Source organism: Microvirga sp. P5_D2, assembly GCF_054049475.1.
In genome coordinates this window covers 15,933-39,622 of record NZ_JBFUMH010000003.1, presented here as the reverse complement: position 1 = coordinate 39,622, position 23,690 = coordinate 15,933, and the positions used below count along the sequence as shown (strand labels likewise).

At 63.4% G+C, this 23,690-nt stretch carries 23 protein-coding genes; 11 read left to right on the top strand and 12 right to left on the bottom strand.

The genetic code is table 11. The features are described 5' to 3' along the window. Positions 1–7: 7 nt before the first annotated feature. Positions 8–2,431 (top strand): phenylalanine--tRNA ligase subunit beta, encoded by a 2,424-nt coding sequence (gene pheT, locus ACXJKO_RS01910; RefSeq protein WP_457089386.1) that lies wholly within the window; start codon positions 8–10, stop codon positions 2,429–2,431. 24 nt (positions 2,432–2,455) lie between these two features. On the opposite strand, the gene ACXJKO_RS01905 is transcribed toward pheT, so the two are convergent. Further along, positions 2,456–3,250 (bottom strand): HesA/MoeB/ThiF family protein, encoded by a 795-nt coding sequence (locus ACXJKO_RS01905; protein WP_457089385.1) that lies wholly within the window; start codon positions 3,248–3,250, stop codon positions 2,456–2,458. Between the two features lie 154 nt (positions 3,251–3,404). Here ACXJKO_RS01905 and ACXJKO_RS01900 point away from each other — a divergent pair, with 154 nt between their 5' ends. The 10 genes from ACXJKO_RS01900 (at position 3,405) to ACXJKO_RS01855 (ending at position 12,817) form a co-directional block, all read left to right on the top strand. Next, positions 3,405–4,409 carry a BMP family lipoprotein gene (locus tag ACXJKO_RS01900; RefSeq protein ID WP_457089384.1) on the top strand — a complete coding sequence of 335 codons (1,005 nt, stop codon included), beginning with the start codon at positions 3,405–3,407 and terminating at the stop codon, positions 4,407–4,409. Positions 4,410–4,535: 126 nt separating this feature from the next. After that, on the top strand, positions 4,536–6,059 hold the full coding sequence (locus tag ACXJKO_RS01895) for an ABC transporter ATP-binding protein (RefSeq protein WP_457089383.1): 1,524 nt from the start codon (positions 4,536–4,538) through the stop codon (positions 6,057–6,059). Continuing rightward, the gene (locus tag ACXJKO_RS01890; RefSeq protein WP_457089382.1) at positions 6,059–6,493 is read left to right on the top strand and encodes a VOC family protein; all 435 of its coding nucleotides are present in this window, start codon (positions 6,059–6,061) and stop codon (positions 6,491–6,493) included. The genes ACXJKO_RS01895 and ACXJKO_RS01890 overlap by 1 nt, the downstream gene beginning before the upstream one ends. Then, positions 6,490–7,593 (top strand): ABC transporter permease, encoded by a 1,104-nt coding sequence (locus ACXJKO_RS01885; RefSeq protein WP_457089381.1) that lies wholly within the window; start codon positions 6,490–6,492, stop codon positions 7,591–7,593. The genes ACXJKO_RS01890 and ACXJKO_RS01885 overlap by 4 nt, the downstream gene beginning before the upstream one ends. Positions 7,594–7,595: 2 nt before the next feature. Further along, positions 7,596–8,501, top strand: coding sequence for an ABC transporter permease (locus ACXJKO_RS01880; protein WP_457089380.1), 906 nt, complete (start codon positions 7,596–7,598; stop codon positions 8,499–8,501). A 2-nt stretch (positions 8,502–8,503) separates the two neighbouring features. Further along, positions 8,504–8,908 carry a cytidine deaminase gene (cdd, locus tag ACXJKO_RS01875; RefSeq protein ID WP_457089379.1) on the top strand — a complete coding sequence of 135 codons (405 nt, stop codon included), beginning with the start codon at positions 8,504–8,506 and terminating at the stop codon, positions 8,906–8,908. A 49-nt stretch (positions 8,909–8,957) separates the two neighbouring features. After that, the gene (locus tag ACXJKO_RS01870; RefSeq protein WP_457089378.1) at positions 8,958–9,788 is read left to right on the top strand and encodes a purine-nucleoside phosphorylase; all 831 of its coding nucleotides are present in this window, start codon (positions 8,958–8,960) and stop codon (positions 9,786–9,788) included. Between the two features lies 1 nt (position 9,789). After that, positions 9,790–10,551 carry a deoxyribose-phosphate aldolase gene (gene deoC / locus ACXJKO_RS01865; RefSeq protein WP_457089377.1) on the top strand — a complete coding sequence of 254 codons (762 nt, stop codon included), beginning with the start codon at positions 9,790–9,792 and terminating at the stop codon, positions 10,549–10,551. 1 nt (position 10,552) lies between these two features. Beyond that, positions 10,553–11,872: a thymidine phosphorylase gene (deoA, locus tag ACXJKO_RS01860; protein ID WP_457089376.1), complete on the top strand. Its 1,320-nt coding sequence runs from the start codon at positions 10,553–10,555 to the stop codon at positions 11,870–11,872. Between the two features lie 3 nt (positions 11,873–11,875). Further along, positions 11,876–12,817 carry a 2-hydroxyacid dehydrogenase gene (locus ACXJKO_RS01855; protein ID WP_457089375.1) on the top strand — a complete coding sequence of 314 codons (942 nt, stop codon included), beginning with the start codon at positions 11,876–11,878 and terminating at the stop codon, positions 12,815–12,817. Positions 12,818–13,038: 221 nt separating this feature from the next. On the opposite strand, the gene ACXJKO_RS01850 is transcribed toward ACXJKO_RS01855, so the two are convergent. The 11 genes from ACXJKO_RS01850 to ACXJKO_RS01800 form a co-directional block, all read right to left on the bottom strand. After that, positions 13,039–13,473, bottom strand: a complete 435-nt coding sequence (locus tag ACXJKO_RS01850; RefSeq protein WP_457089374.1) for a PACE efflux transporter — start codon at positions 13,471–13,473, stop codon at positions 13,039–13,041. 124 nt (positions 13,474–13,597) lie between these two features. Then, positions 13,598–14,356: a sulfite exporter TauE/SafE family protein gene (locus tag ACXJKO_RS01845; protein ID WP_457089373.1), complete on the bottom strand. Its 759-nt coding sequence runs from the start codon at positions 14,354–14,356 to the stop codon at positions 13,598–13,600. 9 nt (positions 14,357–14,365) lie between these two features. After that, entirely contained in the window at positions 14,366–15,214 is an 849-nt protein-coding gene (locus ACXJKO_RS01840; RefSeq protein ID WP_457089372.1) for a C40 family peptidase, read from the bottom strand. Continuing rightward, positions 15,211–15,558: a MarR family transcriptional regulator gene (locus tag ACXJKO_RS01835; protein ID WP_457089371.1), complete on the bottom strand. Its 348-nt coding sequence runs from the start codon at positions 15,556–15,558 to the stop codon at positions 15,211–15,213. The genes ACXJKO_RS01840 and ACXJKO_RS01835 overlap by 4 nt, the downstream gene beginning before the upstream one ends. 74 nt (positions 15,559–15,632) lie before the next feature. Continuing rightward, positions 15,633–17,015 carry a leucyl aminopeptidase family protein gene (locus ACXJKO_RS01830; protein ID WP_457089370.1) on the bottom strand — a complete coding sequence of 461 codons (1,383 nt, stop codon included), beginning with the start codon at positions 17,013–17,015 and terminating at the stop codon, positions 15,633–15,635. A 47-nt stretch (positions 17,016–17,062) separates the two neighbouring features. Beyond that, positions 17,063–17,965: a 2-dehydro-3-deoxygalactonokinase gene (locus tag ACXJKO_RS01825; protein ID WP_457089369.1), complete on the bottom strand. Its 903-nt coding sequence runs from the start codon at positions 17,963–17,965 to the stop codon at positions 17,063–17,065. Positions 17,966–17,982: 17 nt separating this feature from the next. Continuing rightward, positions 17,983–18,612 (bottom strand): uracil phosphoribosyltransferase, encoded by a 630-nt coding sequence (gene upp / locus ACXJKO_RS01820; protein WP_457089368.1) that lies wholly within the window; start codon positions 18,610–18,612, stop codon positions 17,983–17,985. A gap of 38 nt (positions 18,613–18,650) precedes the next feature. Further along, on the bottom strand, positions 18,651–19,904 hold the full coding sequence (locus ACXJKO_RS01815; RefSeq protein ID WP_457089367.1) for a URC4/urg3 family protein: 1,254 nt from the start codon (positions 19,902–19,904) through the stop codon (positions 18,651–18,653). Positions 19,905–19,990: 86 nt separating this feature from the next. Further along, positions 19,991–21,253, bottom strand: a complete 1,263-nt coding sequence (locus ACXJKO_RS01810; RefSeq protein ID WP_457089366.1) for a GTP cyclohydrolase II — start codon at positions 21,251–21,253, stop codon at positions 19,991–19,993. Positions 21,254–21,418: 165 nt separating this feature from the next. Beyond that, complete coding sequence (locus ACXJKO_RS01805; protein WP_457089365.1) at positions 21,419–22,639, bottom strand: phosphopentomutase; 1,221 nt, start codon at positions 22,637–22,639, stop codon at positions 21,419–21,421. A gap of 42 nt (positions 22,640–22,681) precedes the next feature. Continuing rightward, positions 22,682–23,686 (bottom strand): cation diffusion facilitator family transporter, encoded by a 1,005-nt coding sequence (locus ACXJKO_RS01800; RefSeq protein ID WP_457089364.1) that lies wholly within the window; start codon positions 23,684–23,686, stop codon positions 22,682–22,684. Positions 23,687–23,690 lie beyond the last annotated feature (4 nt).

Below are 23,690 nucleotides of genomic sequence, written 5' to 3'. Positions count from 1 at the left end.
AGCAACAATGAAATTCACTCTCTCCTGGCTCAAGGATCACCTTGATACCACCGCGTCTCTCGATGAGATCGTGGAAACGCTCACGCGCATCGGCCTCGAGGTCGAAGGCGTCGAGGACAAGGCGAAGACGCTTGGTGCCTACATCAACGCCTATGTGATCTCCGCCGAGCAGCACCCGAATGCGGATCGCCTGCGCGTGTGCATGGTCGATACCGGCAATGGTCAGCCGATTCAGGTCGTCTGCGGTGCACCGAATGCGCGCACCGGCATGAAGAGCGTGTTCGCGCCTCCTGGCACCTATATTCCGGGCAAGAACATCACGCTCGGCGTCGGCAATATTCGCGGCGTCGAGAGCGCGGGCATGCTGTGCTCGGCGGCGGAACTCGAGATCTCCGACGATCATGACGGCATCATCGAATTACCGGAAGATGCGCCTGTCGGCGTGGCTTATGCTGCTTACGCCCGCTTGGATGATCCGGTGATCGAGATCAACCTCACGCCGAACCGTCCCGACTGCACATCGATCTTCGGCATCGCGCGCGACCTCGCGGCGGCTGGCCTCGGCACGCTCAGAGGCGGCGATGTTCCCGCCGTTCAGGGGAAGGGCGCATGCCCGGTTTCGGTGACGCTCGATCTCTCGGGTGAGGATGCGAAGCTGTGCCCCACCTTCGCGCTTCGCCTTGTGCGCGGCGTGAAGAACGGCCCGTCGCCGGACTGGATGCAGCGTCGCCTGCTCTCCATCGGGCTTCGTCCGATCAATGCGCTCGTCGACATCACCAACTACATCACCTTCGACCGCGGCCGTCCGCTGCATGTGTTCGACGCCAAGAAGGTGAAGGGCAATCTCACCGTTCGCCGCGCCAAGGACGGCGAAGAGGTGCTGGCCCTCGATGGCCGCACCTACAAGCTCGATCCCGGCACGGTGGTGATCGCCGATGACAACGGCGTCGAATCCATCGCCGGCATCATGGGCGGCGAGCATTCGGGTTCGGATGAAGGCACGACCGATGTGCTGATCGAATCCGCGCTTTGGGACCCGCTGAACATTGCGCAGACGGGCCGCAAGCACGGCATCATCACCGACGCGCGCTATCGCTTCGAGCGCGGCGTCGATCCGGCCTTCACGGTGCCGGGTCTCGATCTCGCGACCAAGCTGGTCATCGACCTGTGTGGCGGCGAGCCGAGCGAGGCTGTGGTTGCTGGTCAGGTGCCGGACACCACACGCGTGATCGAGTTCCCGTATTCAGAAGTGCCGCGCCTGTCGGGCCTCGACGTGAAGCCCGCTGAATCCGAAGCGATCCTGAAGAAGCTCGGCTTCGAGGTTCAGGGCTCGGGCGAGCGCGTGAATGTCACGCCGCCGTCCTGGCGTCCCGACATCGAAGGCAAGGCGGATCTCGTCGAAGAGGTCATCCGCATCGCCGGTGTCGACCGCATCGAGCCGCAGCCCCTGCCGCGTCTCGAAGCGACTGTCGCCAAGCCCATCCTCACGCTGATCCAGAAGCGCACGCGCCTCGCGCGCCGCTCGCTCGCCGTGCGTGGACTGGTTGAGGCCGTCACATGGTCCTTCATCTCGAAGGACGAGGCCGAGCTGTTCGGCGGCGGCGATGCGCGGCTTGCTCTCGCCAATCCGATCGCGGCCGAACTCTCCGACATGCGCCCATCCCTGCTGCCGGGTCTCATGAAGGCTGCGCAGCGCAACGCAGATCGTGGGCTCGGTGATGTGGCGCTCTTCGAGGTCGGCCAGACCTTCGCGTCCGACGAGCCTGAAGGCCAGTCGATCAAGGCCGCCGCCGTGCGTCGTGGCACGGCGCGCGCTGAGGGCGTCGGCCGTCACTGGAATGGCGGTGCCAAGACCGTCGATGCCTTCGATGCGAAAGCGGATGTGCAGGCGCTGCTATCAGCGCTCGGCATTCCGGCGGGCGGTCTCCAGATCGTCGCGGGCGGTCCGGCCTGGTTCCATCCCGGCCGTTCCGGCACGCTGCAATTCGGTCCGAAGAACATCGTCGGCGCGTTCGGCGAGGTTCATCCGAAGATCTTGAAGGCTCTCGACCTGAAGGGTCCTCTAGTGGCTTTCGAGCTCAATCTCGATGCGCTGCCGCCGCCCAAGGCGAGGCCGACGAAGATGAAGCCGAAGCTGAGCCTGCCCGACTTCCAGCCGCTCACCCGCGACTTCGCTTTCGTCGTCGGCCGCGACGTGGCGGCGGGCGACATCGTGAAGGCGGCTCAAGGCGCGGAACGTCAGCTGATCGTGGGCGTCGACGTGTTCGACATTTACGAGGGCACCGGCATCGACCCGGACAAGAAGTCCGTCGCGATCGCCGTGACGCTGCAGCCGACGGAAAAGACACTGACCGACGTGGAGATCGAAGCCGTCACGGCCAAGATCGTTGCGGAGGTGGCAAAGAAGACCGGCGCAGTGCTGCGCTCCTGACAGATGGGTATCCCGGACGCGGCTCTACCGCGTCCGGGATGGCGCTGCCTTGGATCCACTCAGCGGATTCCGCTCATCCCACCCATACCGAAACGTGTCGAACCGCATCGAGCGCGCATCGACCATCAAGAGACGCCCGACGAGGCTCTCTCCAAAGCCCACGATCTCCCGCATCACTTCCATCGCCATTAGGCTCCCCATGACGCCCGCGAGCGCGCCCAGAATGCCTGCCTCGGCGCAGGTGGGAACCGCGCCCGGTGGAGGCGGGGAGGGGAACAGGCAGCGATAGGTGGGGTTCGGGCGGCCATCAGGGCTGTTTTCATGCGCCCGGATCGTCGTCAGCGAGCCGTCGAACTGGCCCAGGGCCGCCGTGACCAGAGGCTTATTCTCGTAAAAACAGGCATCAGACACGGCATAGCGGGTGTCGAAATTGTCGGATCCATCCACCACGATGTCGTATCGGCGGATCAGGTCGCGGGCATTCCCGTCCGTCAGGCGAAGGTTGTGAGGTTCCACGGCGACGTTCGGGTTGAGCTGCGCGATCATTCTGGCGGCCACCTCCACCTTGGGTAGGCCGATATCGGAGGTCCCGAAAATCACCTGCCGCTGCAGGTTTGAGAGGGACACCACATCATTATCCACAAGCCCGATGGTGCCGATTCCGGCGGCCGCCAGGTACTGGATAAGGGGCGCGCCCAGGCCTCCCGCCCCGATCACGAGCACGCGAGCGGCCTTCAGCTTCAACTGGCCCGGCCCTCCCACGTCCCGGAGAACGAGGTGTCGGGCATAGCGGTCGATTTCGTCCGGATTCAAGGGCATGGATGCGACCTTAGCGCCCTGGGACAGCCGATCAACCTTACCGTTAAGGAAATAACATGCCGCTTGACAGAGACCTTGGCGTCATGACCCTTCCCGTGCCATCGTCACGGGGCAACCGGCCTTAAGGCCGGCGTCAAAACAGGGAACATTGCCGATGACAGTTACCAAGTTCGGCCTCGCACTCGCGGGCCTCGCCTTTTCCGCCTCCGCCGCCTTCGCGCAGCAGGCCGCCTTCAAGCCCGCCATCGTCTACGATCTCGGCGGCAAGTTCGATAAATCCTTCAACGAGGGCGTTCACTCGGGCGCCGAGAAGTTCAAGAAGGACACAGGCACCGATTACCGCGATTTCGAGCCGCAGAACGATGCCCAGCGCGAGCAGGCCCTGCGCCGCTTCGCCCGTGACGGCTATTCGCCGATCGTGGCGGTGGGCTTCTCCCAGGAAACCGCGCTGAAGAAGGTTGCCGAGGAATTCCCGAATATCAAGTTCGCCATCATCGACGCCGTCGTCGAGAAGCCGAACGTGCAGTCCGTCGTATTCAAGGAGCACGAGGGCTCGTTCCTGGTCGGCCTGCTGGCGGCCAAGGCCTCCAAGACCAACAAGGTCGGCTTCGTGGGCGGCATGGACATCCCGCTCATCCGCAAGTTCGCCTGCGGCTACGTCCAGGGCGTGAAATACGCCAACAAGGACGCCGAGGTGTTCCAGAACATGACCGGCACCACGGGCGCTGCCTGGGGCGACCCGGTGAAGGGCGGCGAGCTCGCCAAGGGCCAGATCGATCGCGGCGCGGACGTGGTCTACCACGCGGCCGGCGGCACCGGCATCGGCGTGCTGCGCGCCACCGTGGACGCGGGCAAGCTCGGCATTGGCGTCGACTCGAACCAGAACGGCCTGCACCCGGGCAAGATGCTGACCTCCATGGTCAAGCGCGTGGATGTCGCCACCTACAATGCCTTCGATCAGGCCAAGAAGGACACCTTCAAGGCCGGCGTCTCGGTTCTCGGCCTCGCCGAGGACGGCGTGGCATGGGCGCTCGACGACAACAACAAGTCGCTGATCACCGCCGACATGAAGGCCGCCGCCGACAAGGCCGCCGCCGATATCAAGTCGGGCGCCATCAAGGTGCACGACTACATGTCGGATTCGAAGTGCCCGATGTAAGCTGAAGCATGGTTCCGGCCGCAGACTCGAAAAAGGGTCTGCGGCCGGATCTCTTTTTAAGTGTCTGCTTTTCCTTTAGGATCCGGCACGTACGCCACCTCCCAGCCGGACAGTGACCAGAGGCCGATGTCCCCCGCGATTGAACTTATTGCGATCAACAAGAGCTTCGGCGCCGTTCACGCCAACAAGGATGTGAACCTGCGCGTCGAGCGCGGCACGATCCACGGCATCGTCGGTGAGAACGGTGCCGGCAAATCGACTCTGATGTCGATCCTCTACGGTTTCTACGAGGCCGATTCCGGCGAGATCCGCGTCAACGGCAGGCTGATCCGCATCCGCTCCTCCAACGATGCCATTCACGCGGGCATCGGCATGGTGCACCAGCACTTCATGCTGGTGGAGCCGCTGACCGTAGTCGAGAACGTGATGCTCGGCGCCGAAGGCGGCGCCATGCTGCGCGCGGGCGAGGCCAAGGTCCGAAAGGAGCTTGCGCGGCTGGCGAAGGATTACGGCCTCGAAATCGACGTGGGCGCCACCGTCGGCGAACTTTCCGTCGGTCTTCAGCAGCGCGTGGAAATTCTGAAAGCGCTCTATCGCGGCGCCGATATTCTCATTCTCGACGAGCCTACCGCCGTACTCACGCCACCGGAAGCGGACGCTTTGTTCGAGCTGCTCCGCTCGCTGAAGGAGCAGGGCAAAACCGTCATACTCATCACACACAAGCTGCGCGAGATCATGGCGATCACGGATCGCGTCTCTGTCATGCGGCGCGGCGAGATGGTCGCGACCGTCGAGACGGACAACACGTCGCCGCCGGAACTGGCGGAGCTGATGGTCGGTCGTCGTGTTCTCCTGCGCGTCGAAAAATCGGCAAAGGCGCCCGGCACGCCCCTGCTCGAAATCGCGGATCTTACCGTCATCGATTCCCGTGGCGTGCTGCGCGTCGCCAATGCATCGCTTACCGTTCGCGCGGGCGAGATCGTCGGCATCGCGGGTGTGGCCGGCAACGGTCAGAGTGAATTGCTCGAAGCGATTGCGGGCATGCGCCAGCCGGCGCTCGGCACCATTCGCCTGGAAGGCAAGACGATCCATTCGTCGCGTCACAACCCGCACGACATGCGCGCGGCAGGGCTTCTGCATGTGCCGGAAGACCGCCTGCGCATGGGCCTCGTGCCCGCATTCCCGGCTTTCGAGAGCGCCATTCTCGGCTTCAGCGACGAGCCGCAGCTTGGGCGTGGACCGATCCTCGATCATGACCGTCTCATCGCCGATCTCGCGAAGAAGATGGAACAGTACGATGTGCGCCCGCCTGCGCCGCGCCTGAAATCCTCCAAGTTCTCCGGCGGCAATCAGCAGAAGATCGTGCTGGCGCGGGAGATCGAGCGCAATCCGCGTGTTCTGCTCGTCGGCCAGCCCACGCGCGGCGTCGATATCGGCGCCATCGAATTCATCCATCGCCGCCTCATCGCATTGCGCGATGCGGGCGTCGGCATTCTGCTCGTGTCGGTGGAACTCGACGAGATCATGAATCTCTCCGACCGCATCCTCACCATGTGCGGCGGCAAGATCACCGGCGAGCGCATCGCGTCCGAGACCAACGAGCAGGATCTCGGCCTTCTCATGGCCGGCGTAACCGACGAGGCCGCGTGATGCAGCCGCGATTGACGCTGGTCACGCTCGGCGTGACCGATCTTGCAAAATCGCGAGCCTTCTATGAAGCCTGGGGCTGGAAGGCCTCCAGTGCGAGCCAGCCGAGCGTCGTCTTTTTCCAGGCGAACGGGTTGGCGCTCGGCCTCTTCGGTCGTACCGCTCTGGCCGAAGATGCGCATGTGGAGGACAAGCCCACGGGCTTTGCCGCCATCACGCTCGCCTACAACGCCCACTCCAAGCAGGAGGCCGACGAGGTTTATGCCCGCGCCATCGCGGTGGGTGCTCGTGCGGTGAAGCCGCTGCAGGACGTGTTCTGGGGCGGCTATTCGGGCTATTTCGCCGATCCTGACGGGCATCTCTGGGAAGTTGCCTGGAACCCGTTCTTTCCTCTCGACGAACAGGGCCACCTGTTCCTTCCGGACAGTCAGACGTGAGCGCACCTATCGACATGCCCAGATGGGCCGACACGGTCCTGGTTCCCGCCATATCGGTGGTCGCGGCCTTTCTCATCGCGGGCCTCGTGGTGCTCGGTATCGGCGAGAATCCGCTGACCGCGACCAAGTACCTGCTGCAAGGCAGCCTCGGCACCGGCGAGGGCCTGGGCTTCACCCTGTTCTACGCCACCGACTTCATCTTCGTCGGCTTGGCGGTGGCGGTGGCCTATCATGCCGGTCTCTTCAACATCGGCGGTGAGGGGCAGGCGACGCTTGCGGGACTCGGCATCGCGCTGGTGCTCAACAACCTCACCTTCCTGCCGGGCTTCCTGCTGATCCCGCTCGGAATTTTAGGCGCTGCCGCCTTCGGCGCGGCCTGGGCCGCCATTCCCGGCTATCTTCAGGCCAAACGCGGCAGCCACATCGTGATCACGACGATCATGTTCAACTGGCTCGCCAGCGTGCTGATCGTCTATCTGCTCGTGAACGTGCTGCGCGAGCCGCAATCCATGAACCCGGAAACGCGCACCTTCCCGGACGCGTCGCATATTCCCTTCATGCACGAGGTCTTCGCCGCCTTCGGAATCAAAATTCCCGCATCGCAGCTCAACCTCACCCTCGTTCTCGCCCTGGCCGCAGCTTATTTCGTGTGGCTCCTCATCTATCGCTCGCGCCTGGGCTATGCGATCCGCGTCGTCGGCTCGAACCCCACGGCTGCGGTCTATGCCGGCATTTCGCCCGCGCGGATCATCATCATCGCCATGGTGTTGTCGGGCGCTCTCGCCGGCGGCCTCGCGGTCAACGAACTCATGGGTTATCAGCACCGTCTGCTGCTGGAGTTCACCTCCGGCTACGGTTTCGTCGGCATCGCGGTGGCGCTCATGGGGCGCGCACATCCGGTGGGCATCGTGCTAGCCTCGCTCCTGTTCGGCATTCTCTATCAAGGCGGCGCGGAGCTTGCCTTCGAGCAGCCCAACATCACCCGCGACATGGTGGTGGTGATCGGCGGCATTATCATTCTGTTCGCTGGCGCGCTCGATGGCCTGTTCAGGCGCATCGTGGCGCATGTCATGACGCGCCAGAAATTCGCGGGGGCGTGATCATGGATCTTGGCATCATCGCAACCATTCTCGACTCGGCCCTGAGGCTCTCCATTCCGCTGCTGGCGGCGTGCCTTGCCGGCCTCTGGTCGGAGCGTTCGGGCGTCGTCGATATCGGCCTCGAAGGCAAGATGCTCGTGGCGGCCTTCGCGTCTGCCGCCGGAGCCTATGCTTTCGATTCCGCATGGATCGGGCTGTTCTTCGGAATCTTCGCATCCGTAGCCTTCGCGCTCATCCACGGCTTTGCCTCCATCAGCCAGCGCGGCAATCAGATCGTGTCCGGCGTCGCCATCAACATGCTGGCAGCGGGCCTCACCGCCATCGTCGGCAATGCCTGGTACGGGCAGGGCGGACGCACGCCGCCGTTGGAAGGCGACCAGCGCTTCGGCGGAATTCTCTTTGGCCACTCCGCCCTGGTCTATCTCGTTCTTCTCGCCGTGCCGGTGACATGGTTCGTGCTCGGCCGCACGCGCTTCGGCCTTCGCCTACGCGCGGTCGGCGAGAACCCGGCGGCGGTGGATACAGCCGGCATTTCCGTGACGGCTTTGCGCTACTCGGCTGTCGTGATCGGTGGCGTCCTGTGTGGCCTGGGCGGCGCTTATCTGTCCGTCGCACAGGCGGCGGGCTTTCTTCCCAACATGACCGCGGGGCGCGGCTTCATCGCACTCGCCGCGCTCATCTTCGCGAAATGGCGTGCATGGCYGGCGCTGGGCGCGTGCTTTCTGTTCGGCTTCCTGGATGCCTTCGCCAACCAGTTGCAGGGGCGTTCGCTTCCCATCATCGGTGAGGTGCCAGTGCAGGCCATTCAGGCCATGCCGTATCTTCTCACCGTTATCCTGCTTGCAGGCGTCATCGGCACCGCCATCCCGCCGCGCGCCTCCGGTGTACCGTATGTGAAGGAGCGCTGAGCATGCCCTCGCTCGACACGCTTTTTGAGGCCGCCAAAAACATCCAGGCCAGGGCCTACGCGCCCTATTCCCGCTTCAAGGTGGGAGCCGCCATCGCAACGCCGAAAGGCCAGGTCTTCATCGGCTGCAATGTGGAGAATGCGGCCTATCCGGTTGGCGCCTGCGCGGAAGCGGGCGCCATCTCCGCCATGATCGCAGGCGGCGCGAGCCGCATCGGCGAAATCGTGGTGATGGGCGAGGGCGAAAACCTCGTCACGCCCTGCGGTGGCTGCCGCCAGCGTATCCGCGAATTCGCATCGCCCGACACGAAAATTCACATCGCGGGACCTGAAGGCATCCGCAAAAGCTTCACCTTGGATGAATTGCTGCCCTTCTCGTTCGGGCCGGATAATCTGACGCAAAGCTGATTGGAAGAGGAGGCCTGTCAGCGGGCCTCGCACAATGGAAGGAAGGCTCATGGTTGAGCCTGCAAAGACGATGATGCACCAGAACGTTCAAGAGGCCGCCGAGTTCGTGCGCGCCCGCGGCTTCGATGGCCGCTTCGACGCCGCTTTCGTGCTCGGCACCGGCCTCGGCACCTTGGTCGATGAAGTGAGTGACGCGGTAAGCTTGGCTTATGCCGACATTCCGCATTTTCCGAAAAGCGGCGTGTCCGGCCATGCGGGCAAGCTCGTCGCCGGTACGCTGGAGGGCAAGCGCGTTCTGCTGTTCCAGGGCCGCGCGCATTACTACGAAACGGGCGATGCCGGCGCGATGCGCCTGCCTGTCGCCTTCATCAAGGAACTCGCCATTCCCGTGCTGGTGGCGACGAATGCCGCAGGCTCCGTGCGGGCTCATATCCGCCCCGGAAGCCTTGTGGCGATCAACGATCACCTCAATCTCTCCGGCGGTAACCCGCTGCTGCGCGATCACACGGAAGGCCGCTTCGTGTCGCTCACCGGCGCTTATGATGCGGGCCTGCGCGAGACGTTGCAGCGCGCCGCGAGGAAGACCGGCATCGACGTTCCCGAAGGTGTTTATGCGTGGCTCTCCGGCCCGAGCTTCGAAACGCCCGCCGAGATCAAGATGGTGCAGATCCTCGGCGGCGATCTCGTCGGCATGTCGACGGTGCCGGAAGTGATCCTCGCGCGTTATTACGGTTTGAAGGTCGCGGCGATTTCTGTCGTCACCAACTTGGCGGCAGGGATCGAGGGCGCATCACCCTCGCACCAGGAAACCAAGGACACGGCGGCGGAAGCCTCTGAGAAATTCAAGCGCCTGATCCGATCCTTCGTCGCGGAGATGTAAAATGTCCGATGCGCTCATTGCCCAACGCGCGCTGCGCAGCCTCGATCTCACCGACCTTACGGACACTTGCACCGATCAGGCTATCGATGCGCTGTGCAAGAAAGCGCTCGATCAGCGCGGACCGGTCGCTGCCGTCTGCGTATGGCCGCAATTCGTGAGGCGCGCGCAGGAGAGCCTGAAGGGATCGCCCGTTCGCATTGCGACGGTGGTGAACTTTCCCGCCGGTGGCGAGGATGTAGGCCGCGTCACCGACGACACGCAGGAAGCGCTCTCCGACGGCGCGAACGAGATCGATCTTGTTCTGCCCTACAACGCCCTGCGCCGCGGCGATCTTAGCACGGCGCGCGACATGGTCGAGGCCGTGCGCGATCTCGTCGATGGAGAGCGTCTCCTGAAGGTCATTCTCGAGACCGGCGAATTGAAAGACGTGGCGCTCATTGACGCCGCAAGCCGCCTTTCCATCGAAGCGGGTGCCGATTTCATCAAGACCTCGACGGGCAAGACACCGATTTCCGCAACGCCGGAAGCTGCCGAGATCATGCTCAACGCCATCAAGGCGTCCGGCCGCAAGGTCGGTCTCAAGCCTTCCGGCGGCATTCGCAATGTGGCGGATGCGAAAGCGTATCTCGACCTCGCGGACCGCATCATGGGGCAGGGCTGGGCCACGCCGAAGACTTTTCGCATCGGCGCAAGCAGCGTCTACGACACCTTGATTGCCGCGATCGAAGGGCGAGCGGGCAACGCCGCCACCGGAGCGTATTGATATGAGCCACCATCTCCCGCAGGAAATCATCCGCCGCAAACGCGACGGCGCAACGCTCGAGGCGGAAGAAATCCACCGCTTCATCGAAGGCCTGACCTCGGGCCACGTGTCTGAAGGCCAAGCGGCATCCTTCGCCATGGCGATCTTCTTTCGCGGGCTCACCGTGCCGGAGCGCGTGGCGCTGACGCGCGCCATGATGAACTCGGGCGAGGTGCTGAAATGGAATCTGCCGGGCCCCGTGCTCGACAAGCATTCCACCGGCGGCGTAGGCGACACGGTGAGCCTCGCGCTTGGGCCTGCGGTTGCTGCATGCGGCGGCTATGTGCCGATGATCTCGGGGCGCGGCCTCGGCCACACGGGCGGCACGCTCGACAAATTCGATTCTATTCCCGGATACGTGACGCAGCCCGACATCGAAACATTCCGGCGCGTGACACACGAGGTTGGCTGCGCCATCATCGGCCAGACGGCGGATCTCGCGCCGGCCGACAAGCGCCTCTATGCCATCCGCGACGTCACGGCGACCGTGGAATCCATCGACCTCATCACGGCCTCCATCCTCTCGAAGAAACTGTCTGCTGGCCTTCACGGCCTGGTGATGGATGTGAAGTTCGGCTCCGGCGCGTTCATGGACAACGCGAAGGACGCGCGCGCCCTGGCCGAGAGCCTCGTGCTCGTCGCCAACGGCGCAGGCCTGCCCACTAGCGCGCTCCTGACCGATATGGATCAGCCCCTCGCATCCGCCGCAGGCAACGCCGTCGAGATGGCTTATGCCGTCGCTTATCTCACCGGCCGTCACCGCGAGAAGCGCTTCCATGAGGTGACTGTCGAACTCTCCGCCGAGATGCTGGTGCTCGGCAAGCTCGCTGCCAATATCGTGGAAGCGCGTGCGAAGATCGAGAACGCGATTTCCTCCGGCAGGGCAGCCGAGGTATTCCAGCGCATGGTCGTTGCGCTCGGCGGGCCTCCCGATCTGCTGGAGAAGCATCCGCAACATCTGCAAGCCGCCCCCATCATCCGCCCGATCCATGCGGAAAGCTCGGGCATCGTGCAAAGGATCGCGACGCGCGACATCGGCGTTGCCGTCGTGGCGCTCGGCGGTGGGCGCACCCGGCCGCAAGATCCTATCGATCATGCTGTTGGTCTCACCGATTTGGCGGAAGTCGGCGCGAGTGTCGATCAGGATCGTCCGCTCGCCATCGTTCATGCACGCAGTGAAGCAGCCGCCGAGGCCGCAATTCGCGCTGTTCGTGCCGCCTACACGCTTGGCCGGGAAAAGCCTGCCGCGAGCACGCTTATTCTTGAACGGATCGGAGCTTAAAGTATGACGCTGCTCGTTGCCCTCACATGGGACCCGAAGCCCTGGGTGGATCGCTTTCGCAAGGTTCTGCCAGACCGCGATATCGTGGTGCTCGGTGAGGATTTCGACAAGGCCCGCGTGGAGTACGTGGCCACCTGGGGGCCTAAGCCCGGCAGCCTCTCAGGCCTGCCGAACCTGCGCGCGCTCTTTTCTCTGGGAGCCGGCGTCGATCATCTGATGAACTATCCGGATCTTCCCGACGTGCCGATCGTGCGTGTGTCGCAGGACGATCTCACCCATCGCATGAGCGAATACGTGGTCATGCATTGCCTCATGCATCTGCGCGATCAGCACCGCTTCGATGCCGATCAGCGCGCCAAAAGCTGGCAGCCGGACCGTGCTCCGCCGATTGCAGGTGATGTGCGCGTCGGCATCCTTGGGTTTGGTGTCCTTGGGCAGGACGCAGCCTGCAAGCTGAAGGTCATGGGATTCGATGTCGCCGGTTGGAGCCGCACGCCGAAGAGCGTCGATGGTTTTGAGACCTATGCGGGTGAGGACGGGCTTTCCGCATTTCTCGCGCGTACGGATATTCTGGTCAGCCTGATCCCGCTCACTCCCGACACACGCGGCATTCTCAACCGTTCGCTGTTCGAGAAGCTGGCGCAGGATGGAAGACTCGGCGGGCCGATTCTCATCAATGCCGGACGCGGCAAGCTACAGCTGGAAGCGGACATCCTCGCCTGCCTCGACGATGGCACGTTGAAAGCCGCAACGCTCGATGTGTTCGAAGTAGAGCCGTTGCCGCAGGATTCGCCGCTCTGGACGCATCCGCGCGTCACCATCTCGCCCCACAATGCCGCGACGAGCGAGCCTGAAGCGACCGCGCGTTACATCGCGGACCAGATCAAGCGTCATGAAGCGGGCGAGCCGTTTGAGAACCTCGTGGATCGGACGCGGGGCTATTGAGCCAACGTTGCGGCCGGGCTTGCCCGGCCATCCACGCCTTGCTTCACACCCACTGACATCATCCTGAGGAAGCGCGTAGCGCTGTCTCGAAGGAGGGTCCAGTACGCGCTGGACGATCCTTCGAGACGCAGCTTGTGGCTGCTCCTCAGGATAAGGGCGGTGGGGTTGGAAACGAAGGCGGGGATCACCGGTACAATACCGATGACGACATTCACATCGCTTTATGCCGGTTCCAGCTTCTGCCATTCGGGCAGGGGGAATACGCGGTCGTAGGCCCAGTTGAACACGAACGCATAGACCATGTAGAAAACGGCGAAGGATATATCGAGCAGGAATGCCTGCCACAGGCTGATGCCGAGATACCAGGCGATGGGGGGCATCAATACGAGGAGAAGCCCGGCCTCGAACAGCACCGTATGAAGCACGCGGATCGACGCGGTTTTCGCCGTGCTGCCGCGCACGCGCTGCATCACGCGGTCGAAGCCGAGATTGTAGATGTAGTTCCAGATTGTCGCGATGGTCGCGCTCACAAAGCCTACCACACCGATATCGTGCAGGGGCATGCCGAAGGCCCACGCGCCAAGCGGCGTGACGAGAGCAAGGCCGATGATTTCGAAGCTGAGTGCGTGACGGATGCGGTCGCGTGTCGTGCGCATGATGTTCCCCCGACAGGAAAAAGTTCGGGTCGTCCCGAACGATTGTCCCAAACTGGGGGAGGCCGTCCTCGCTTGCGCCACCATATAGGTCCGCTGCTCGGCAAGCGCAAGCGGGTGGTGTCGTTCACACCAATCCGTAGCCGCGCAGGCCGTCCCACAGCAGCTTCAGTGCGGTCAAGGTGAGCAGGGTGTAGCAGAGGCGATAGAGCTGTTTCTGGTCAAGGCGTTCATGCAGGCGATAGCCGGCCCACACACCAAGCGGGATGAAGGGCAGGCACCACGCCATCAATGCCCAAAGCTCGGCCGTTGGCTTTGCGAGTGCCAGCCAGGGCCCCGCCTTCATCAGGTTGCCGGCTGCAAAGAAGCTGCTGGATGTGCCGGCATAGACGGCTTTCGGGAGCCCGAGGGGAAGCAAATACATGGCGACCGGCGGGCCGCCGGAATGCGCCACCATGGATGTCACGCCGGAAGCCGTGCCGGCGACAAGTGCTTTCAGTTTCGAGCGTGGCTGCTGCGCGATCTTGCCGCCGCCGCGAAACCACAAGCCTGTGAACATAAGCGTGATCAGGGCGATGACGATGGCGAAGGTGCGCTGATCGATCACCTTCATGAGCAGGAAGCCGAGGCCGGTGCCGRGGGCCAGGGCCGGAACCAGCAGCATCAGGTCGATCTTCGACCACGTCTTGGGCCGCCAATAATAGAGCGCGGCCGCATCCATCAATACGAAGAGCGGCGCGAGAAGCGCGCCTGCAGTGATCGGATCCATCACGAGCGACAGGACCGGAATGCCGATGATGGCCAATCCGCCGCCGAAGGCTCCCTTCATGAAGGCGATCAGGAAGACCCCGAAAGCCGCAACGAGGAGAAGCGAAAGATCGGGCATGCGTTTCGGTTACAGACGCTTGATGGAAGTGATCGCGCCGTAGCTCGTCGTGCGGATTCGTTCTTCCGCGACGGCCAGAGGCTCGATCATCACGGTCATGCTGTGGCCGGTGGCGTGGATGAAGTTTTTCGCGTCCATCATAAGGCCCACATGGCCTTTCCAGAATATCAGGTCGCCGCGCTGCAAACCGCCGAGATCCGGCTTGATCTCGATGTTGGAGCCGAGTTCCTTCTCCTGCATGTCGCTGTCGCGCGGGGCCTTGATTCCTGCCGCCGTCAGCACCGTCTGTGCGAGGCCGGAGCAATCGATGCCGAGGCTCGTCTTGCCGCCCCAGAGATAGGGCGTGTGCAGAAAACGCTCGGCGGTGCCGACATAATCCTTCTGCCAATCGTCGAGGTTGCGCAGATGCGCGGCGAACACCCAGCCGCCGGTGGCAAGGCGTGCGTAATCGCCTTGTGTTTCGACGACAGTGACCTTGGCGTTGAGCGTGAGATAATCCTGATAGGGAAGTTTTAGGTTCGGACCCGGATAGATGAAGGTGCGAATAGCGCCGACCTTGTGCGTGGGTTCCGCACCTGCATCGCCCAACACGATGCTCGACAGGTAGCCCACATAGCCGTCGTCGTGCAGCTGTACCCAGGCCCAGCCTTCATGCTCGTCATAAACCGTCACGGCCTCGCCGAAGATCGCCTGCGTATCGACAGGCGCCTCGCGGGAGGGATGGCGGTGCAAGGGTGCAAAGTAGGCGATGAGACGCTTGATCGTGCCGGCGGTGAAACGCTCGGCCTCGACTTGGCCACGCAGGCGCTCATCCGCCAGATCGGCACGGACAGGCGTAATGCGGCGGTCGAAATTCATCGGGGCAGCTCCTTGGCGCGGGCGGTCACGATATCTCCTAGCCTCTCCACGGCCAAAGCGCCAGCGACCGTGCGCTGGATGATGACGTTGCGCCGATCCGCCTCATCCCGACGCCGAGTCACGAAGTCGAGCTTGCCCAGCGTATCGAGGGCGCGGGTGATCACGGGCTTGGTGACGTTGAGCTTGTGGGCTAAGCCGCGCACCGTATGCGGCGGCGCTTCCAGATAGATCGTGAGCAGAATGGCGATCTGGCGGGACGAGAGATCGCCGCCCTGATGCACGAGATCCAGGTTCACGTCGTGCCAGAGACGCAAGGATTGAAGAGGACGCAACTCGACAGCCATGGCCGCACCGTTCGTTTCGGACCCGTATTATTCCGGGGCGTTGCGAACGGTGCAACCAGTCTCTGCTGCTATGCTTAAGAACCGTAGCGCTCTGTCAGATAGGCATACATCAGACGGGCCGCATGGACCTCACCGCCTTCGGGGCGGCCCGGCTTGGTGGAGGGATTCCAAGCGAAGATGTCGAAATGCACGTGGGCCTTCGCATCATTCACGAAGCGGCGCAGGAAGAGGGCGGCGGTGATCGAGCCGCCCATGGGGCCGCCGGTGTTGTTCATGTCGGCGAATTTGGAATCGAGTTGGGCCTGATAGGGCACCCAAAGCGGCATGCGCCAGACGGGATCGTTCACGGCGTTGCCATGGCGAGCAAGGTCTGCGGCAAGCGCGTCATCATCCGTGAAGAAAGGCGGTAGCTCGGGGCCGAGCGCCACGCGGGCGGCACCCGTGAGTGTCGCGAAATCCACGATGAGCTCCGGCTTCTCCTCATCCGCAAGCGCCAGCGCATCGGCGAGGATCAGGCGGCCTTCGGCATCCGTGTTGCCGATCTCCACCGTGATGCCTTTGCGGCTTTGCAGAATGTCGCCGGGGCGGAAGGCATTGCTCGAAATGGAATTTTCGACGGCGGGAATGAGCACGCGCAGGCGAACGGGCAGCTTCGCGCCCATGATCATGTCGGCCAAAGCCAGCGTCGCTGCGGCGCCGCCCATGTCCTTGCGCATGAGCAGCATCGACGAGGACGGCTTGATGTCGAGGCCGCCGGTGTCGAAGGCAACTCCCTTGCCGACGAGCGTGATGCGCGGCGCGTTCTCGTTACCCCAGGTGAAGTCGATGAGCCGCGGCGGCGTTGCAGATGCGCGGCCGACAGCGTGGATCATGGGGAAATTCTGCTTGAGCAGGTCATCACCGACGATGCTGGTGAACTTCGCGCCATGCTTATCCGCTAACCGGCGTGCGGCAGCTTCAATGCCATCGGGACCGAGATCGCTCGTGGGCGTGTTGACGAGATCGCGGCTCGCGCAAACCGCATCCGCGATGCGCGTCACGTCATCCGCATCGACGCCCTTCGGCACGACGAGGCGCACGGATTTTTCACTGCGCTTGCGATAGCGGGTGAAGCTGTAGCTTCCCAAAAGCCAGGCGAGCGCAGCAAGAGTCGGGTTCGGAGCGTCAGTCTCGAAGCGATAGATTCCATCCGGCAGCAGCGTTGGCAGCTTGCCGACGAGGAAGGGATCGGCATGTTTGGCGTCAGCGCCGTTCAAACCGAATGCCACGCCGAGAATGCCGCCATCCGCATCGGCCAGCAGGCAATGGCTTCCGGCCTTGCCTTCGAACCCCTGCGCCTTCGCGAAAGCCTGCGCGGCCTGCGGCAGGCGGGATGCGATCTCGGGCCATGTCTGGTCGTTGACGAGCCAGATCGGACGCGACGTTTCGGTGTCAGCGGCAAGGAGAGGATGGGGCATGTGTTTAGACCTGAGAGTTATTGGGAGTTGGATGATGCCTGTGTCGCTTAACTCTGCGCGTGCGCGCGAACGATGCGAGACAACCCGGCGAGCAGCGCTTCCTGCGGAACCTTGATCTTCGCCTCGATTCCGTATCGCTTCAGCGCATGCACATAAAGCTCGGCGCGGCTCTCCTCGGCCAGAATGGTGACACTCGTGGGTCGCCCGAACTGGCTCAGTGCCCCGTTGATCTCGTCGCCCGTGAGAAGTCCTGACAGGTAGGGAGCGAGCAGGTTGCTGTCCATGCGCTTGGAAACAACGGATGCGCGGGCGCTGAACAGGAGATGCAGCAGGCCCACTGCGTTCTCGCCATCGTTGCGCATGGCGGCATCGAGGCCGAGATCGAAGCCTTTCGGATCTTCCGGCTCGGTGGCCGGACGGCCGATCATGGAATGCTCGCGTAAAAGCGCGTACATTTCGCCCGTCATGTAGGTGGCGAAGCGCTCGATGCGGCCGTTGCGCATCTCGATCCATTTGGGATGCGTGCCCGCCGAGCAGATGATGCCGTTCTCGATTCCAGAGCCGAGCGCAAGCGTTTCCTCGCCGCGCATCACATCGGCGGAACCCGGAGCGGGCTCGCAGAAAAGACCGGGAATGATGAAGCCGTTGCGGCCATTGCCGAGTTCCACCGGTACGAGCGCCTTCGCGATTTCCCCAGGACCGGCGGGGCAAGTGGCGTAAGGCGCTTCCACCCAGCCCTCGCGGCTTCCCACCATGCCGACGAGCAGAACCGGCGCGTTGGGCTCGGCCTCGAGCCAGCGTCCGCATTGCCGCAGGAACACGTCGCGATGCTGGCCCTTCTTTAGTTCGGAAACGCCCTCGTTCGACGAGACCTGATCGAGAATGGTTTCATTCTCGATCAGATAGCCACGGAAGCGTGTCGTTCCCCAATCGGCGACGATGAATCGCAAGGCCGTATCCCTTCGTGTCAGCGCGTTCCGTACATGCGGTCGCCGGCATCGCCGAGACCGGGAACGATGTAGCCGTGGTCGTTGAGCCGCTCATCGATCGAGGCGGTCCAGATATCCACGTCCGGGTGAGCGCCGCGCAGCTTCTCGATGCCCTCAGGCGCGGCCAGCAGGCACACGAAGCGCAGATCCTTCGCGCCGCGCTCTTTCAGGCGGTCGATGGCGGCAACCGCCGAGTTCGCAGTGGCGAGCATCGGATCGAGCACGAGCACCATGCGGTCGGCGAGATCGGACGGAGCCTTGAAGTAATATTCCACCGCCTGCAGCGATTCCGGATCGCGGTAGAGGCCGATATGCGCCACGCGTGCCGCGGGCACGAGCGTCAGCATGCCGTCGAGAAAACCGACGCCTGCGCGCAGGATGGGGGCGAAGACCAGCTTCTTGCCGGCGATCTGCGCACCTGCCATCTTGGTCATCGGCGTTTCGATCTCGATACGCTCCATGGGCAGGTCGCGGGTGACCTCGTAGCAGAGCAGCATGCCGATCTCGTTGAGGAGCTGGCGGAAGCCCTTCGTGGAGCGCTCCTTATCCCGCATCAAGGTCAGCTTGTGCTGAACCAGGGGGTGATCGACCACCGTGACGCCCTGCATGTTCTTGCCCTCTTTCATTGTCGTGTACTGACTTAAATCTAAAACACTGTTCCGTCGCTGATGACGCTGAGAGGCGGCGAGCCGTCGCCGCGCTTCTCCTTCGCCAATCGGCGCCCCGTTGCCCAGGTGCCGCCTTCCAGCGCCTTGGCAAGGGGGAATTCCTCCGCCTTGAAGCCCAGCTTCGCCCGGATGGGATCGGCAATGCGGTCCAGAAGCGCAACCGTCAAGGCCCGCCACTCGACAACAATCTGCGAATCCACCGCATGAGCGCGCTTGGCATCCGCCGGATCCTTCAGGGCGATAACGCCCGTATCGAGGAAAAGGCCGCCATTGCGGTATTCCGGCAGGCCCGTGAGGCCGTCGATCTCGACCACCGTATAGCCCGCCCATTCCAGCGGCTCGATGAGGGAATAGGACAGCCACTGCGAAAGCTTGTGGAAGGGAACGAGCCCCTTCGTGGCGTCGGGAGCCTCCAGGAGTGGGTGACGCCATGTATCGCCGAGATCGATGCCGCCGAGTGTGATCCGCCCAGGCCAGATCGGGCCGAGATAGGCAAGCAGCGCCTCCAGGATCGAGGTGGCCTTGATGGCATCGTCCTCGGCGGTCGCCGCGATCACATCGAAGAGCCCGCCGGGACGGGGATCGTCGGCCTGGCCGAAAATATCGGGGTTCGTCGCGACCACGCGGCCGAGGCGGTTGAGAAGCGAGGCGCGGCCCTCCAGCCCCACGAGCGGGTTATCCGCCGAGACCTGGAAGCCCGAGGCCAAGTCTTCGGCTGTCATCGCCATCAGCACATCCGCATCGACGCGGAACGGGTCGGTGGGATTGCTAGAGAACGCGCCGCTCACGAACATGTCGAAGCTGGCGACCGCAAGGCCTTCGGAGCGCGTATAAGTCTCGCCCGTGCGGCCTTCCTCGTAGCGCCATTGCGGGCCGGCGCCGGCATCGAGCAGCACGGAGACGATGGCGAGATCGAAGGCCGCGCGGGCCATCTGGGCAGCATTCTCCCAGGGCGCACCATGCATCACCGCATCCCACCGATCATGGCTTCCGGCCGAGAAATGACGCCAGCGGGCATGGAAGGGAATGTCGAGGGAAGGGTAGGCTTCGCGAATGGTGGCGACCACCTCGTCCGCGCAGGGCTCGAGCCGGTCGAGATGGACCGTGAAATGCTGCAGGCGGCCGGCGAGGCCGGCTTCGAGAAGCTGATGGGAACGCCCCCGCACCGCTGCTGCGGTCAGAAGCTTGCGGGCGGCAAGGGTCTCGGAAGACGCGTTGGATTGGTCCGTCAATCAGGGCTCCGGTGTTCTCGACGCGAGAAGCGATAGCATATCTGTCGCCGGCCAGCACCGTCAGGCCCAGCCGATTGTGGAGAAGGTTAAAAGCGCTCGAGATCGCGGCCCTTTACCTTGTCCAAACCCTCGGCATCGGGTGCTCCCTCCGGCGTGTAATAGCCGGCGGCCTTCTTCGCCTCCAGCTCGACTTGCGCATCCGGCGGCACGAGCTCGGCGGGGATCGGCACGCGCTCCACCACCTCGATGCCGGAGCCCGTGATGGCATCGTATTTCATGTTCGACATGGACATGAGCCGGTCGATGCGGCGAATGCCGAGCCAATGCAGCACATCGGGCATGAGCTGCTGGAAGCGCGCATCCTGCACGCCAGCCACGCATTCCGTGCGCTCGAAATAGGTCGCGGCGGAATCGCCGCCTTCCTGACGCTTGCGCGCATTGTAGACGAGGAACTTGGTAACTTCGCCGAGCGCGCGGCCTTCCTTGCGGTTATAGGCGATCACGCCGACGCCGCCTTCTTGCGCTTCCCTCACGCATTCCTCGATGCCGTGCACCAGATAAGGCCTGCAGGTGCAGATGTCGGAGCCGAAGACATCGGAGCCGTTGCACTCGTCATGCACGCGACACGCGATGCGGGTTTTCGGATCGCTGAGGCGCGACACGTCGCCGACGACATAGACCGTGATGTTGCCGATGGGTGGCAGAAACACGCTCATGTCGGGACGGGTCACGAGTTCGGGGAACATGCCGCCGGTCTGCTCGAACAATGTGCGGCGCAGCTCGCCTTCCGAACAACCGAAGCGTTCCGCGATACCCGGCAGATACCACACGGGATCGACCGCTATCTTGGTGACGGAAATATCGCCGGAATCGTGCAGGAATCCCCCATCCGCCTTCAGCCGCTTCGCGCCCATGGCGGCGAGGATTTCCGGCATGTTGAGGCGCGCTTTCGTCACCGCGATGCTCGGACGAATGTCGATGCCGCTCGCGATATCGTCCTTGTAAACTTCGCCGACCATATGGCCCCAGGGATCGAGCGATACGATCCTGCCCGGCTCCGACCATTGCGGATGCGGTCCGATGTCGGCGGTCGGGTGCGTGTTGTGAAGATCGGGCCGCGCCAGCGGGTTCAGCGCGCGGGCGGAGATCGCTAGTGCCCGATAGAGCGAATACGAGCCGCCATGCGCGCCGATGACGTTGCGGTCGGCGGGAGTGGTGACGGTCCCGATGATCGGCCCGCGTTCCTTAGGCGTTGAGGCGCCCCACCTGATCGGATGCTTGATCGTGCCAGTATTGGGCTCGGGATGGGAGGTGAGCCGGATATGGGTCGAGCGGTTAGGCGAGCTCATCGATGATCTTCCACGCAAAAACGGGAAGACTCCCCCTGATCGTCCGGAGAGTCTCCATACGATCTATAGGAGACTGATCCAAAGTTGCGGGGCCGTCAATGGCTTAAGGAGAGGGGTGTGGCGGTGTGGGCAGGGCGGGGAAATGACCATGGCCAAGCTTGGTGCTTAAACCCAGGACTTCCCCTTGCCCGCGTTCGCGACGCCCAGATGCGCCAGCACGCTCGCACCCATATCGGCAAAGCTTTCCCGCCGCCCGATGGTGCCCTGCTTCACGCCCGGCCCGAAGCACAGGATCGGCGCGTGCTCGCGGGTGTGATCCGAGCCTTGCCACGAGGGATCATTGCCGTGATCGGCGGTGATGATGACGATGTCGCCGTCCTTCAGCACCGCTTCGATTTCAGGGATGCGCCGGTCGAAGGCCTCAAGCGCGTCGGCATAGCCCGGAATGTCGCGACGGTGGCCGAATTCGCTGTCGAAATCGACGAGGTTTGCGAAGACGAAGCCGCCATCGGGCAGGCTCTTCATGGCGTCGATGGCAGCAGACAGGCACGCATCGTTGCCGTTGGGCTTGATCTCCTGACCGGTGCTGCGATGGGCGAAGATGTCGCCGATCTTGCCGACAGTGACCACGGAGCGTCCGGCTTTCGTGAGCGTGTCCATGATGGTGTCCGCGGGCGGAGGCGTCGCGAAATCCTTGCGGTTGCCCGTGCGCTTGAACCCGGTCTCGGCTGTGCCCTGGAAGGGACGGGCGATCACGCGGCCGATCTTGTATTCGTCGCAGAGTTCGCGCGCGATTTCGCAGAGTTCGTAAAGGCGCTTCAGCCCGAAGTTTTCCTCATGCGCCGCGATCTGCAGCACGCTGTCGACGGAGGTGTAGCAGATCGGCTTACCGGTCTTGAGATGCTCCACCGCGAATTCGTCGATGATGGCGGTGCCGGAAGCGTGCTTGTTGCCGAGAATGCCAGGAAGGTTCGCGCGCTCGATCAGCGGCGCCGTGAGCTTCTCCGGAAAGGTCGGAACGGTGTTGGGGAAATAGCCCCAGTCGAAGGTGACTGGCACGCCCGCGATTTCCCAATGACCAGAGGGCGTATCCTTGCCCTTCGAGGTTTCGACACCATAGCCCCAGGCGCCCTTCAGCGCACCCTGTGGCGCGAGGTTTGGCGGCATGCGGCCCGTGGAGGCCTCGCAGGCCAGGCCTAAGCCGAGGGCTGCCATGTAGGGCAGGTTCAGCGGACCCTGGCGCAAGCCCTCGCGGTCGCCCCGGCCATCGGCGCAGGCTTCGGCGATATGGCCCACCGTGTCGGCGCCGACATCGCCGTAAGCAGCCGCATCCTCCGCGCCGCCGATGCCGACGGAGTCGAGAACGATGAGAAGTGCGCGTGCCATAGGGAGATCCTTCAACTCTCAAGAATCACGACTGATACGGCATTACGGCGCAAGATGCGATTCCCCGCTGCTGTGGGGGTGACTGTCATGATTGTGGCCCTCGTGAGCGTGATCATGTTTGTGATCGTGGTGATCGAGCGGGCAATCCTGGCTGTGGTCGCGATGATCGGGGGCGCGAACTTCGATTTGCAAGGTGGCGTGGCCGATGCCGAAACGCTCCTTCAGGTCGTGCTGAATGTCGGCCAGAAAATGATCTCCCGGGTGTCCGCCCGGCATGACCAGATGCGCCGTCAACGCCGTTTCCGTGGTGCTCATGGCCCAGACATGCAGGTGGTGGACCCGCGCTACGCCGGGCCTCAGCGCCAACGCATGACGAACCTCGGACACGGCGATCCCGCTCGGCACGCCATGCAGCGACAGGTGAAGCGATTGCCTGAGAAGGCCCCATGTGCCCCAGACGATGACGGCGGCGATGAGGAGGCTCAGCACCGGGTCGATCCAGGTTGCACCCGTCCACAAAATAGCGAGGCCGCCGAGCACGACGCCCAGCGACACGGCGGCATCCGCCACCATGTGCAGGAAGGCGCCGCGGATATTGAGGTCGTTGTGCCCGCTCATGAACAGGAAGGCGGTGAAACCGTTCACGAGAATGCCGATGGCCGCCACGATCATCATGGTGCCTGCCAATACGGGCGCGGGCTCGATGAGGCGTTGCACGGATTCCCATACGATGCCGCCAACCGCCACGAGCAGGAGAAGTGCGTTGAACAGCGCGGCCAGAATGGAGCTGGAGCGCAGGCCGTAGGTGTAGCGATCCGTCGCGCCGCGCTTGGCGAGCAGCGCCGCGCCCCAGGCGATGGCGAGGCCCAGCACATCGCTCAGGTTAAGGCCCGCATCCGACAGAAGCGCCATGGAATCGGCCCAGAAGCCATAGCCTGCTTCGATGAAGACAAAGGCAAGGTTCAGCGAAATGCCGATGGCGAAGGCGCGGCCGTGGCCGATACCGTGTCCGTGATGCGAGTGGCTTCCTGAATGATGTGCGTGCATAATC

Excerpts from the sequence above, each read along its gene's own strand:
- pheT (WP_457089386.1), top strand. The coding sequence starts at position 8 with ATGAAATTCACTCTCTCCTGGCTCAAGGATCACCTTGATACCACCGCG.
- ACXJKO_RS01905 (WP_457089385.1), bottom strand. The coding sequence starts at position 3,250 with ATGCCCTTGAATCCGGACGAAATCGACCGCTATGCCCGACACCTCGTT.
- ACXJKO_RS01900 (WP_457089384.1), top strand. The coding sequence starts at position 3,405 with ATGACAGTTACCAAGTTCGGCCTCGCACTCGCGGGCCTCGCCTTTTCC.
- ACXJKO_RS01895 (WP_457089383.1), top strand. The coding sequence starts at position 4,536 with ATGTCCCCCGCGATTGAACTTATTGCGATCAACAAGAGCTTCGGCGCC.
- ACXJKO_RS01890 (WP_457089382.1), top strand. The coding sequence starts at position 6,059 with ATGCAGCCGCGATTGACGCTGGTCACGCTCGGCGTGACCGATCTTGCA.
- cdd (WP_457089379.1), top strand. The coding sequence starts at position 8,504 with ATGCCCTCGCTCGACACGCTTTTTGAGGCCGCCAAAAACATCCAGGCC.
- ACXJKO_RS01870 (WP_457089378.1), top strand. The coding sequence starts at position 8,958 with ATGGTTGAGCCTGCAAAGACGATGATGCACCAGAACGTTCAAGAGGCC.
- deoC (WP_457089377.1), top strand. The coding sequence starts at position 9,790 with ATGTCCGATGCGCTCATTGCCCAACGCGCGCTGCGCAGCCTCGATCTC.
- deoA (WP_457089376.1), top strand. The coding sequence starts at position 10,553 with ATGAGCCACCATCTCCCGCAGGAAATCATCCGCCGCAAACGCGACGGC.
- ACXJKO_RS01855 (WP_457089375.1), top strand. The coding sequence starts at position 11,876 with ATGACGCTGCTCGTTGCCCTCACATGGGACCCGAAGCCCTGGGTGGAT.
- ACXJKO_RS01850 (WP_457089374.1), bottom strand. The coding sequence starts at position 13,473 with ATGCGCACGACACGCGACCGCATCCGTCACGCACTCAGCTTCGAAATC.
- ACXJKO_RS01840 (WP_457089372.1), bottom strand. The coding sequence starts at position 15,214 with ATGAATTTCGACCGCCGCATTACGCCTGTCCGTGCCGATCTGGCGGAT.
- ACXJKO_RS01835 (WP_457089371.1), bottom strand. The coding sequence starts at position 15,558 with ATGGCTGTCGAGTTGCGTCCTCTTCAATCCTTGCGTCTCTGGCACGAC.
- ACXJKO_RS01830 (WP_457089370.1), bottom strand. The coding sequence starts at position 17,015 with ATGCCCCATCCTCTCCTTGCCGCTGACACCGAAACGTCGCGTCCGATC.
- upp (WP_457089368.1), bottom strand. The coding sequence starts at position 18,612 with ATGCAGGGCGTCACGGTGGTCGATCACCCCCTGGTTCAGCACAAGCTG.
- ACXJKO_RS01810 (WP_457089366.1), bottom strand. The coding sequence starts at position 21,253 with ATGAGCTCGCCTAACCGCTCGACCCATATCCGGCTCACCTCCCATCCC.
- ACXJKO_RS01805 (WP_457089365.1), bottom strand. The coding sequence starts at position 22,639 with ATGGCACGCGCACTTCTCATCGTTCTCGACTCCGTCGGCATCGGCGGC.
- ACXJKO_RS01800 (WP_457089364.1), bottom strand. The coding sequence starts at position 23,686 with ATGCACGCACATCATTCAGGAAGCCACTCGCATCACGGACACGGTATC.